Genomic DNA, 12,628 nt, shown 5'->3' with positions numbered 1-12,628 from the left:
TCACGTAACGTTCACAAATAAAGTGTGTGAGCAACAGCCTTGCCCACAACGTGGCGCACATTATTACCTTGCCGGAGCCTACAGACTTTGAGCAAGTCCAAACTCTCACCATTAACATAATGTTTTGGTAATAATCCTATAACACTGATGTTACCTGCTTAATCCAGCAATACCATGCCTGTCTGCTATGCTTTTTTGATGCGTTTAGCGAAATTTCTCAGAAGTGTGAATTAACGCACTCATCTAACACTTTACTTTTCAAGGAGTATTTCCTATGAACGAGTTAGACGGCATCAAACAGTTCACCACTGTCGTGGCAGACAGTGGTGATATTGAGTCCATTCGCCATTATCATCCCCAGGATGCCACCACCAATCCTTCGCTGTTACTCAAGGCTGCCGGATTATCACAATATGAGCATTTAATAGACGATGCTATCGCCTGGGGTAAAAAAAATGGCAAGACCCAGGAACAACAGGTGGTCGCTGCATGTGACAAACTGGCGGTCAATTTCGGTACTGAAATTCTCAAAATCGTACCCGGTCGCGTGTCAACAGAAGTTGATGCACGCCTCTCTTTTGATAAAGAAAAAAGTATTGAGAAGGCGCGCCATTTGGTGGACTTGTATCAGCAACAAGGCGTTGAGAAATCACGTATTCTGATCAAGCTGGCTTCAACCTGGGAAGGAATTCGCGCGGCAGAAGAACTGGAAAAAGAAGGTATTAACTGCAACCTGACGCTACTGTTTTCTTTTGCTCAGGCGCGGGCCTGTGCAGAAGCAGGCGTTTTTCTGATTTCGCCGTTTGTCGGGCGTATTTATGACTGGTATCAGGCGCGTAAGCCGATGGACCCGTATGTGGTGGAAGAAGATCCGGGCGTTAAGTCAGTGCGCAATATCTACGACTACTATAAGCAACACCACTACGAAACCATTGTAATGGGCGCGAGCTTCCGTCGCACCGAACAAATCCTCGCCTTAACCGGCTGCGATCGACTGACTATTGCGCCGAATTTGCTGAAGGAGTTGCAGGAAAAAGTTTCTCCAGTAGTGCGTAAATTAATCCCGCCTTCTCAGACGTTCCCACGCCCAGCCCCGATGAGCGAAGCGGAGTTCCGTTGGGAGCACAATCAGGATGCAATGGCAGTAGAAAAACTCTCTGAAGGCATCCGCCTGTTCGCCGTTGATCAACGCAAACTGGAAGATCTTCTTGCCGTCAAACTATAAACCAGCCACGGAGTGTTATATGTCCCGAAAAGACCTTGCCAATGCGATTCGCGCGCTCAGTATGGATGCGGTGCAAAAAGCCAATTCTGGTCATCCCGGCGCGCCGATGGGCATGGCCGATATTGCCGAAGTGCTGTGGAACGATTTTCTTAAACATAACCCCACCGATCCAACCTGGTATGATCGCGACCGCTTTATTCTCTCCAACGGTCACGCGTCGATGCTGCTCTACAGTTTGCTTCATCTGACCGGTTACGACCTGCCGCTGGAAGAGCTAAAGAACTTCCGTCAGTTGCATTCGAAAACCCCTGGTCACCCGGAGATTGGCTATACGCCTGGTGTTGAAACCACCACCGGTCCACTTGGACAAGGTTTGGCGAACGCGGTCGGACTGGCGATAGCAGAACGTACACTGGCGGCGCAGTTTAACCAGCCGGATCATGAAATTATCGATCACTTCACCTATGTGTTTATGGGCGACGGCTGCCTGATGGAAGGTATTTCTCACGAAGTCTGTTCGCTGGCGGGCACGCTGGGGCTGGGCAAGCTGATTGGTTTTTACGATCACAATGGTATTTCCATCGACGGTGAAACCGAAGGCTGGTTTACCGACGATACGGCAAAACGTTTTGAAGCCTATCACTGGCATGTGATCCATGAAATCGACGGTCACGATCCGCAGGCGGTGAAGGAAGCGATTCTTGAAGCGCAAAGCGTAAAAGATAAGCCATCGCTGATTATCTGCCGTACGGTGATTGGCTTTGGTTCACCGAATAAAGCAGGTAAAGAAGAGGCGCACGGCGCACCGCTGGGTGAAGAAGAGGTGGCGCTGGCTCGACAGAAACTGGGCTGGCACCATCCGCCATTTGAGATCCCCAAAGAGATTTATCACGCCTGGGATGCCCGCGAAAAAGGCGAAAAAGCGCAGCAGAGATGGAATGAGAAGTTTGCCGCGTATAAAAAGGCTCATCCGCAACTGGCAGAAGAGTTTACTCGCCGGATGAGCGGTGGTTTACCGAAAGACTGGGAGAAAACGACGCAGAAATATATCAATGAGTTGCAGGCGAATCCTGCGAAGATCGCTACCCGTAAGGCTTCGCAAAATACGCTTAACGCTTACGGGCCAATGCTGCCTGAACTGCTTGGCGGTTCGGCGGATCTGGCTCCCAGTAACCTCACCATCTGGAAAGGTTCTGTATCGCTGAAGGAAGATCCGGCGGGCAACTATATTCACTACGGGGTGCGTGAATTTGGTATGACCGCTATCGCCAATGGCATTGCGCACCACGGCGGCTTCGTGCCGTATACCGCGACGTTCCTGATGTTTGTTGAATACGCTCGTAACGCCGCGCGGATGGCGGCACTGATGAAAGCGCGGCAGATTATGGTTTATACCCACGACTCAATTGGCTTAGGGGAAGATGGTCCGACCCACCAGGCCGTTGAGCAACTGGCCAGTCTGCGCTTGACGCCGAATTTTAGCACCTGGCGACCGTGTGATCAGGTGGAAGCTGCGGTGGGCTGGAAGCTGGCGGTCGAGCGTCACAACGGGCCGACGGCGCTGATCCTCTCAAGACAGAATCTGGCCCAGGTGGAACGTACGCCAGATCAGGTAAAAGAGATTGCCCGCGGTGGTTATGTGTTGAAAGACAGCGGCGGCAAGCCGGATATTATTTTGATTGCCACTGGTTCAGAGATGGAAATCACCTTGCTAGCAGCGGAGAAATTAGCGGGAGAAGGTCGCAATGTACGCGTAGTTTCCCTGCCCTCGACCGATATTTTCGACGCCCAGGATGAGGAATATCGGGAGTCTGTGTTGCCTTCTAACGTTGCGGCTCGCGTGGCGGTGGAAGCAGGCATCGCCGATTACTGGTACAAATATGTTGGTCTGAAAGGGGCAATTGTCGGGATGACGGGTTATGGGGAATCTGCTCCTGCGGATAAGCTGTTCCCGTTCTTTGGCTTTACCGCCGAGAATATTGTGGCAAAAGCGCATAAGGTACTGGGAGTGAAAGGTGCCTGATGGTGATCGCCGGATGCTGATTGCCGGATGCTGATTGCCGGATGCGACGCTGACGCGTCTTATCCGGCCTACCGCGTCTTATCCGGCCTGGCGCGTCTTATCAGGCTGACATGTTCCCGCTATTATGTTTAACGGGTGATCCACAACGTGGGCCAGGCGTCTGGTCCATGCCAGTTATCGCAGGTGGGTTCTGCAGCGTAACGCACCAGGCGAAAACGCTGACCGTCAAAGCGCCAGCGCGCCTGAATGCCACAATCGCTTAATCCGCGCCCTTTCGCTAAGGTCACCAGTTCACGCGATTTTTCATCGAATGTTGCGTTCATCAGTTCCAGTTCATTGGTCTCCTGACCGTTGTTGAACGGTAAACGCAACCGTACCGGGCGCGAGGCCAGTGGCTTTTTACGCGACACAATCCACGCAAGATCAATGGTGTTATACGCGCCTGCTTCACAGCTAATCATCATTAATGCTTTATCGTCGGTCAGCGCCGTAACGCTCACTTCACGACGCAACGGATCAAGCGAACAGCGCAGACCATTCATCCGCCAGTTACCGTAATCCAGCAAATCGTTACGTTCTTCACGAGAAAGAGGGGTCGGCGTCGGGTTCACTACCGCGACCTCTTTTAGCGCAGGTGCTGGCGGTACGCTGAGCGGCGGTTCGTCCCCTTTCTTTATCCAGGCGGTTTCACTGCCGAGGCGCTTTTGCTGAGCATCTATAAACAACAACGCCGCTTTTAAGCCACTCAGAGAAATGGTCTGATTGCCGTCGCGTAAGGTGATCGCCTTCCCTTCCTGAATCATCTGCAAAAACGCGGTGATGGTTGCCGTATCATCGGTTACTAATAACCATGGTGAAATCCGCCACTTGTCACCACTTAACGCCAACGGCTCGCCATCTAACAGCAGCCGTGGCGCTATCTCCCCTTCTGACGCATCCGGCGACTTCAACCCGCCGCGCTCAATACGTAAAACGGCATCGGTATGCGCCCCGGCGCTGCGGCTCAGGGTCATCACCAGTCCATTATGATTGCCCGTATTGCGCGCCACACAGAAATTTTGATTATTACAGGTGACCTGCCAGTCGGAAAATGCCCGTTGCGCTGGTGCCGCCCACACCAAAGACGTCGGCAATAAAGCGAAAAAAAAGAGAAGAAAAATGCGATAGCGCATGGACGGTACGACCCCAGAAGTTCAAACAAACAGCACAAGTCGTATCTTCGTTGCGCAGGTAGCGCGGCTCAATCGGATTTATCGGATTGAGCCAATAATAAACAACGAAATATTATTGTTATTTTTCAGTCCATTAAATGTGATGTTTGCAAATAGTTAAGCAATAACACCGTCTTACCGTCACGTATTTCGCCGCTTTTGATCATCTCCAGCGCCCGGCTGAACGGCAGCTCGAGCACTTCAATATCTTCATCTTCGACACCACCGCCCGCATTAGCGCGCTGGCTGTCACTGTATTCGGCGATAAAAAAGTGGATTAGCTCAGTCACGCCGCCTGGCGACATATACAGTTCAAATAATTTGCGGACTTCGCCAACTTCATACCCCGTCTCTTCAATCGCTTCTTTGCGAATACACACTTCCGGTTCGTCGTTATCCAGCAGCCCGGCGCAGGTTTCAATCAGCTGCCCGCTTTCATTGCCATTAACCCAGGTAGCGACGCGGAACTGACGAATCAGAACCACGGTCTTTTTCTTCGCGTTGTACAGGAGGATCGTCGCACCATTACCGCGATCGTAAACTTCACGTTTATGGCGGATAACTTCGCCATCTTTTCGCGTGAGATCGTAAGTTATGTTGTGCAGGGTGAAATAGTTATCGGAGAGAATTTTGTCTTTGATGAGGGTGATTTGTTGCGTCATACCGACTCCACAGCGCGAAATGAACAATTATCTTACGCTGTGAAGCCGGATTTGTCTGCGCAGGCTATTAGTGAGATTTGACTGATTTTATCCCCAGCCAGTCAATGATCCCCTGTGCCGCATGACGTCCTTCTGCCATTGCGGTAACCACCAGATCCGCACCACGCACGGCATCGCCACCTGCGAAGATTTTCGGATTCGTGGTCTGGTAACGGTACTGGCTTTCAACGTCCGCTACGATGCGGCCCCATTTATCTACCGTTACACCGTGCGACTCCAGCCACGGCATACCATGAGGATTAAAACCAAATGCCATGATCACCGCATCGGCTGGCATCACAAACTCACTGCCTTCCACCGGCACCGGACGCCGACGCCCCTGGGCATCCGGCTCGCCAAGACACGTACACAGGAAACGAATTCCGCAAACATGACCTTGCTCATTCAGCTCAAGCGCCACCGGCTGGACGTTAAATTCGAAGTTTGCCCCCTCTTCGCGGGCGTTCTTCACCTCCTTCTTCGAGCCAGGCATGTTAGCTTCATCACGACGATAAGCACAGGTGACGTTACTCGCGCCATGGCGCAGCGCGGTACGCACACAGTCCATCGCGGTGTCGCCACCGCCCAGTACCACGACATTGAGTCCGGCGGTATTGATAAACGGCTCTTCAGGTAACTCTTCAAGTCCCATCACCTGTTTAGTGTTGGCGATGAGGAATGGCAGCGCGTCATAAACGCCCGGCGCATCTTCATTAGGTAAACCCGCTTTCATGGAACGGTAAGTGCCTACGCCAACGAAGACCGCGTCGTATTGTTCCAAAAGCGAATCCAAAGAGACATCTTTACCCACTTCACAATTGAGTTCGAAGTGAATCCCCATCGCGCTGAAGATTTCCCGGCGACGCGCCAGCAGGGACTTATCCAGTTTGAAAGAAGGAATGCCGAAGGTGAGCAGGCCACCGATTTCTGGATGGCGATCATACACCGTCACCTCCACGCCATTGCGGATCAGAACATCCGCACAGGCTAGCCCTGCCGGACCTGCACCGATAATCGCCACCCGCTTATCCACTTTGGTGACATGGCTTAAGTCAGGACGCCAACCTTTCGCCAACGCCTGATCCGAAATGTAGCGTTCGATGTTGCCGATAGTTACCGCTCCGTGCTCATCGCGAATGGTGCAGGCTCCTTCGCACAGACGGTCTTGCGGACAAACGCGTCCGGTAATTTCTGGCAGGGTGTTGGTCTGGTGAGAAAGCTCGACGGCGGCGTCGATATTTCCGGCTTTCACCAGCTCTATCCACTGCGGAATGTGGTTATGCAGAGGGCAGGTCCATTCACAAACGCTGTGCTCGCCGCACTTCAGGCAACGCGAGGCTTCCCGTTGTGCCTGGTCGGCGCGAAATGGCAGATAAATTTCATCAAAACCAGTTTTGCGCGCTTCAATCGCCAGTTTATCCGGCTCGCCTCGCGCGGGGGTTGCCTGCATTTGCTCGACTTTACTCATCGCCGGCATTTCTGGTGCCCCAGTACTGGCATGCCACGGTTGATGCTCCTGACGTGCGGTGCGCAGGCGGCGAGATTTCGCTATGCCGGAAAGTGCGGCGTCAGTGACCAGTTGCAGAGCGTCCGCCGGACAATTCTCGACACAGGCAGGACCACTTTCGCGACCTGCACAAAGGTCGCATTTATGCGCCGTGGCTTTAACTTTGCCTGCCGCGACGGGTGTCAGGACGATTTGCATCGTACCAAATGGACAAGCTACCACGCAGGATTTACAGCCAATACACTTTTGCTGATTGACCTGAATGCTGTCATCAACATGGCTGATCGCGCCATTAGGGCAACTACGGGCGCAGGGCGCATCTTCGCAATGGTGACAGGTCACCGCACTACGTTGCTGCTGATGTTTGATAACCGTAATTCGGGGATGAAAATGGTGTTGGCTCAGGACATGTTGCTCATCATTGTGAGCCATGACACAGGCGATTTCACAAGCATGACAACCCAGACATTGCTGACTGTTGGCCATAATAAAACGATTCATAACGACCTTCTTTTTTGGTTGTAAAAACCTTATTCTTTATATGAGTGTTGTTATTACCCGACTTACAGGGGAATCGGCAATGTTCATGTGCCCAGAATAAGTCACTATTTCGCTATAAACTGTGGCAGATCAAATAATCCCATCACTGATTAAATTGCATTTCAGCAAACTGGAACATTAATGATTTTATGTGGAGAAGACGCGTGTGATTGTTAAACGCCCCGTCTCGGCCAGTCTGGCCCGGGCCTTTTTTTACATTGTGCTGCTGTCGATTCTTTCCACGGGTATCGCTCTGCTAACGCTGGCGAGCAGTTTGCGCGACGCTGAGGCTATCAATATTGCCGGATCGTTGCGTATGCAGAGTTACCGCCTGGGCTACGACTTGCAAAGCGGCAGTCCACAACTCAATGCGCATCGCCAGCTGTTCCAACAGGCACTGCACTCACCGGTGTTAACCAATCTCAACGTCTGGTATGTGCCAGAGGCAGTAAAAACCCGCTATGCGCATCTGAATGCCAACTGGCTGGAGATGAATAATCGGCTCAGCAAGGGCGATTTGCCGTGGTATCAGGCCAATATTAATAATTATGTTAATCAGATAGACCTGTTCGTGCTGGCTTTACAGCACTACGCCGAACGCAAAATGCTGCTGGTGGTGGCGATCTCCCTGGCTGGCGGCATCGGTATTTTCACGCTGGTCTTTTTTACTCTGCGCCGCATACGCCATCAGGTGGTTGCCCCGCTGAATCAGCTGGTTACCGCCAGTCAGCGTATTGAACACGGCCAGTTCGATTCGCCGCCGCTGGATACCAGTCTGCCCAATGAGCTGGGACTGTTGGCCAAAACCTTTAACCAGATGTCGAGCGAGCTGCATAAATTGTATCGTTCGCTGGAAGCTTCAGTAGAAGAAAAAACCCGTGATCTCCACGAGGCCAAGCGTCGCCTGGAGGTGTTGTATCAGTGTTCGCAGGCGCTGAACACCAGCCAGATAGATGTGCATTGTTTCCGCCATATTTTGCAGATTGTTCGCGACAATGAAGCGGCTGAATATCTGGAATTGAATGTCGGTGAAAACTGGCGGATTAGTGAAGGGAAACCAAACCCCGAATTGCCGATGCAGATTTTACCGGTAACGATGCAAGAGACGGTTTACGGCGAACTGCACTGGCAAAATAGCCACGTGTCATCATCAGAACCGCTGCTTAACAGCGTTTCGTCGATGCTGGGGCGCGGTTTGTACTTTAATCAGGCGCAGAAGCATTTTCAGCAGTTACTGTTGATGGAAGAACGTGCCACCATCGCACGGGAATTACATGATTCGCTGGCCCAGGTGCTTTCTTACTTACGTATCCAGTTGACGTTACTTAAACGTTCGATACCGGAAGATAACGCCACCGCACAAAATATCATGGCCGATTTCTCCCAGGCATTGAATGATGCTTATCGACAGTTACGCGAGCTGTTGACCACGTTCCGCCTGACGCTGCAGCAAGCGGATCTTCCCTCCGCGTTGCGGGAAATGCTGGATACGTTACAAAATCAAACCAGCGCAAAACTGACTCTCGACTGCCGTCTGCCAACACTGGCGCTGGATGCGCAAATGCAGGTGCATTTGTTGCAAATTATTCGCGAAGCGGTACTCAATGCGATGAAGCACGCCAACGCCACCGAAATTGCCGTCAGCTGCGTCACCGCGCCGGACGGCAATCACACAGTCTATATCCGTGATAACGGGATTGGCATCGGAGAACCGAAAGAACCCGAAGGTCACTATGGTCTGAATATTATGCGCGAACGCGCGGAACGACTGGGTGGAACGCTGACTTTTTCACAACCTTCCGGTGGCGGCACGTTAGTAAGTATTAGCTTTCGCTCTGCGGAAGGTGAGGAAAGCCAGCTAATGTAATGCCACCTACTGACCAAAGAATACTTGCACTTAAGGTTCAGTATAAAAGGGCATGATAATTTACATTAACTCCTTTTTTTCTCCACGATTGGTCCGTACCTTGCCGCTACATTGAAGCAAGGCATGCCAACAACGATACGCAGAAACACGAGGTCCTCTTTTAATGGCGAATTTCTTTATTGATCGCCCCATTTTTGCCTGGGTGCTGGCAATCCTGTTGTGTCTGACAGGAACCCTGGCGATTTTCTCATTGCCCGTTGAACAATACCCGGATCTTGCACCGCCTAATGTGAGAGTAACCGCTAACTATCCCGGCGCATCGGCTCAGACGCTGGAAAACACCGTGACCCAGGTTATCGAGCAAAATATGACCGGCCTCGATAATCTCATGTATATGTCGTCTCAAAGCAGTGGCACCGGTCAGGCATCTGTCACCTTAAGTTTTAAAGCGGGCACCGATCCGGACGAAGCAGTGCAGCAAGTACAAAACCAGCTGCAATCAGCCATGCGAAAGTTGCCGCAGGCGGTGCAAAATCAGGGCGTGACGGTGCGTAAAACCGGCGATACCAACATTCTTACCATTGCCTTCGTCTCTACCGATGGTTCGATGGATAAGCAGGATATTGCCGATTACGTTGCCAGTAATATTCAGGACCCATTAAGCCGCGTGAATGGCGTCGGGGATATCGATGCCTATGGTTCGCAATATTCAATGCGTATCTGGCTGGACCCGGCGAAACTCAACAGTTTTCAGATGACGGCTAAAGATGTCACTGATGCCATTGAGTCACAGAACGCGCAGATTGCGGTTGGGCAACTTGGTGGTACGCCTTCCATCGATAAGCAGGCGCTCAACGCCACCATTAACGCCCAGTCACTGCTGCAAACACCAGAACAGTTCCGCGATATCACCTTACGGGTGAATCAGGACGGCTCAGAAGTAAGGCTGGGCGATGTCGCCACCGTCGAAATGGGGGCAGAGAAATACGATTATCTCAGCCGCTTCAACGGTAAGCCAGCCTCCGGGCTGGGGGTAAAACTGGCCTCCGGCGCGAACGAAATGGCAACAGCGGAGCTGGTACTCAATCGTCTCGACGAACTGGCGCAGTACTTCCCACATGGACTGGAATACAAGGTGGCATATGAAACCACCTCATTTGTTAAAGCCTCCATTGAAGACGTGGTGAAAACGCTGCTGGAAGCTATCGCCCTGGTTTTCCTCGTTATGTATCTGTTCTTGCAAAACTTCCGTGCCACGCTGATACCAACTATCGCCGTGCCGGTGGTGTTGATGGGAACCTTCTCCGTACTTTACGCCTTCGGTTACAGCGTCAACACCTTAACCATGTTCGCGATGGTGCTGGCGATCGGTCTGCTGGTGGATGACGCCATCGTGGTGGTGGAAAACGTCGAACGTATTATGAGTGAGGAAGGACTCACTCCTCGCGAAGCCACACGTAAATCGATGGGGCAGATCCAGGGGGCACTGGTCGGGATTGCGATGGTGCTTTCGGCGGTATTTGTACCAATGGCCTTCTTCGGCGGCACCACCGGTGCCATCTATCGCCAGTTCTCTATTACCATTGTTGCGGCGATGGTGCTGTCAGTACTGGTAGCGATGATCCTCACTCCGGCTCTGTGTGCCACGCTACTTAAGCCACTGAAAAAGGGTGAGCATCACGGGCAAAAAGGCTTTTTTGCCTGGTTTAACCAGATGTTTAACCGCAACGCCGAACGCTACGAAAAAGGGGTGGCGAAAATTCTCCACCGTAGCCTGCGCTGGATTGTGATTTATGTCCTGCTGCTTGGCGGCATGGTGTTCCTGTTCCTGCGTTTGCCGACGTCGTTCTTGCCACTGGAAGACCGGGGCATGTTTACTACCTCGGTACAGTTGCCCAGCGGTTCAACTCAGCAACAGACCCTGAAAGTCGTTGAGCAAATCGAGAAGTATTACTTCACCCATGAACAAGACAATATCATGTCGGTGTTTGCCACCGTTGGTTCTGGCCCCGGGGGGAACGGGCAAAACGTGGCACGAATGTTTATCCGCCTGAAAGACTGGAGCGAACGCGACAGTAAGACCGGCACCTCGTTTGCCATTATCGAACGTGCAACGAAGGAATTTAATAAGATTAAAGAAGCTCGCGTTATCGCCAGCAGCCCGCCAGCAATTAGCGGCCTTGGCAGTTCTGCGGGTTTTGATATGGAGTTGCAGGACCACGCTGGTGCGGGTCACGATGCGCTGATGGCAGCACGTAACCAGTTGCTGGCTCTGGCGGCGGAAAATCCGGAGTTAACCCGTGTACGCCATAACGGCCTTGACGACAGTCCGCAGTTGCAGATTGATATCGATCAGCGTAAAGCTCAGGCGCTGGGCGTTGCTATCGACGATATTAACGACACGCTGCAAACCGCGTGGGGTTCAAGCTATGTGAATGACTTTATGGATCGCGGTCGAGTGAAGAAAGTCTATGTGCAGGCCGCTGCGCCATATCGCATGCTGCCAGATGACATCAATCTCTGGTATGTACGAAATAAAGATGGTGGCATGGTCCCCTTCTCTGCTTTCGCGACCTCACGCTGGGAAACAGGCTCGCCGCGTCTGGAACGCTATAACGGTTATTCAGCGGTAGAGATTGTCGGGGAAGCCGCGCCGGGGGTCAGCACCGGTACGGCAATGGATATTATGGAATCGTTAGTGAAGCAGTTGCCAAGCGGCTTTGGTCTGGAATGGACGGCGATGTCGTATCAGGAGCGACTCTCCGGCGCGCAGGCTCCGGCGCTGTATGCCATTTCATTGCTGGTGGTATTCCTGTGTCTGGCAGCGCTGTATGAAAGCTGGTCGGTGCCGTTCTCGGTAATGCTGGTCGTGCCGCTGGGCGTTATCGGCGCGCTGCTGGCAACCTGGCTGCGCGGGCTGGAAAACGACGTTTACTTTCAGGTAGGCCTGTTAACGGTGATTGGTTTATCGGCGAAAAACGCCATCCTGATCGTCGAATTTGCTAACGAGATGAACCAAAAAGGCCACGACCTGTTTGAAGCGACGCTCCACGCCTGCCGTCAGCGTTTACGTCCGATTCTGATGACCTCTCTGGCCTTTATCTTCGGCGTATTGCCAATGGCAACCAGCACAGGGGCCGGTTCCGGTGGCCAGCATGCGGTGGGTACTGGCGTAATGGGCGGGATGATTTCGGCCACGATTCTGGCTATTTACTTCGTGCCGCTGTTCTTTGTGCTGGTGCGCCGCCGCTTCCCGCTGAAGCCACGCCCGGAATAAGCAATTAAAAAGGCGACATACCAATGTGTCGCCTTTTTCAACTTTCCGATAAAGAACCTGTTCAGCAGGTACTTTCTGTTTGTACTTTGTCTCAGGAATTACTTACGAAGCATAACTTCGATAAAGTCTTTCCAGTTCCCCAGTTCACGTTCAATCATAACAACCTCTCTTATAATTATGGGTATTCTACGGAAACAATATACCGTGGTGAAGCTAATTTACTCGATTGCTGCGATGACTACCTCCGGGGGACAAACTTTATGTAAATACTATGGTC

8 protein-coding genes are annotated in these 12,628 nt (G+C 52.1%); 4 read left to right on the top strand and 4 right to left on the bottom strand.

The features are described 5' to 3' along the window. Nucleotides 1-274: 274 nt before the first annotated feature. Together tal and tkt are read left to right on the top strand one after the other, a co-directional pair. Nucleotides 275-1,225: a transaldolase gene (gene tal / locus FQZ95_RS05845; RefSeq protein ID WP_001003725.1), complete on the top strand. Its 951-nt coding sequence runs from the start codon at nt 275-277 to the stop codon at nt 1,223-1,225. A 19-nt stretch (nt 1,226-1,244) separates the two neighbouring features. Next, complete coding sequence (tkt, locus tag FQZ95_RS05840; RefSeq protein ID WP_160529988.1) at nt 1,245-3,248, top strand: transketolase; 2,004 nt, start codon at nt 1,245-1,247, stop codon at nt 3,246-3,248. Between the two features lie 128 nt (nt 3,249-3,376). Here tkt and FQZ95_RS05835 read toward each other — a convergent pair whose 3' ends face one another. From FQZ95_RS05835 to aegA, 3 genes are all read right to left on the bottom strand, one after another. Beyond that, a complete protein-coding gene (locus FQZ95_RS05835) occupies nt 3,377-4,420 on the bottom strand; it encodes a DUF1176 domain-containing protein (RefSeq protein WP_115739217.1) in 1,044 nt (347 codons plus the stop codon). 125 nt (nt 4,421-4,545) lie between these two features. Then, a complete protein-coding gene (gene nudK, locus FQZ95_RS05830; protein ID WP_160529987.1) occupies nt 4,546-5,121 on the bottom strand; it encodes a GDP-mannose pyrophosphatase NudK in 576 nt (191 codons plus the stop codon). Between the two features lie 67 nt (nt 5,122-5,188). Next, a complete protein-coding gene (gene aegA, locus FQZ95_RS05825) occupies nt 5,189-7,168 on the bottom strand; it encodes a formate-dependent uric acid utilization protein AegA (protein WP_160529986.1) in 1,980 nt (659 codons plus the stop codon). Nucleotides 7,169-7,373: 205 nt separating this feature from the next. Between aegA and narQ the strand changes: the two genes are divergently transcribed. Then, nucleotides 7,374-9,074, top strand: a complete 1,701-nt coding sequence (gene narQ / locus FQZ95_RS05820; RefSeq protein ID WP_160529985.1) for a nitrate/nitrite two-component system sensor histidine kinase NarQ — start codon at nt 7,374-7,376, stop codon at nt 9,072-9,074. A gap of 163 nt (nt 9,075-9,237) precedes the next feature. Further along, the gene (gene acrD, locus FQZ95_RS05815; RefSeq protein ID WP_160529984.1) at nt 9,238-12,351 is read left to right on the top strand and encodes a multidrug efflux RND transporter permease AcrD; all 3,114 of its coding nucleotides are present in this window, start codon (nt 9,238-9,240) and stop codon (nt 12,349-12,351) included. A 98-nt stretch (nt 12,352-12,449) separates the two neighbouring features. Here acrD and ypfM read toward each other — a convergent pair whose 3' ends face one another. Beyond that, nucleotides 12,450-12,509, bottom strand: a complete 60-nt coding sequence (gene ypfM, locus FQZ95_RS05810; RefSeq protein WP_001386977.1) for a protein YpfM — start codon at nt 12,507-12,509, stop codon at nt 12,450-12,452. Nucleotides 12,510-12,628: the final 119 nt, after the last annotated feature.

This window comes from Escherichia sp. HH41S (assembly GCF_009820115.1).
GTDB classification, from domain to species: domain Bacteria; phylum Pseudomonadota; class Gammaproteobacteria; order Enterobacterales; family Enterobacteriaceae; genus Escherichia; species Escherichia coli_F.
This window is presented reverse-complemented; position numbering and strand designations above follow the sequence as displayed.

Coding starts and splice junctions, on each gene's coding strand:
- tal (WP_001003725.1), top strand. CDS start 275: ATGAACGAGTTAGACGGCATCAAACAGTTCACCACTGTCGTGGCAGAC.
- tkt (WP_160529988.1), top strand. CDS start 1,245: ATGTCCCGAAAAGACCTTGCCAATGCGATTCGCGCGCTCAGTATGGAT.
- FQZ95_RS05835 (WP_115739217.1), bottom strand. CDS start 4,420: ATGCGCTATCGCATTTTTCTTCTCTTTTTTTTCGCTTTATTGCCGACG.
- nudK (WP_160529987.1), bottom strand. CDS start 5,121: ATGACGCAACAAATCACCCTCATCAAAGACAAAATTCTCTCCGATAAC.
- aegA (WP_160529986.1), bottom strand. CDS start 7,168: ATGAATCGTTTTATTATGGCCAACAGTCAGCAATGTCTGGGTTGTCAT.
- acrD (WP_160529984.1), top strand. CDS start 9,238: ATGGCGAATTTCTTTATTGATCGCCCCATTTTTGCCTGGGTGCTGGCA.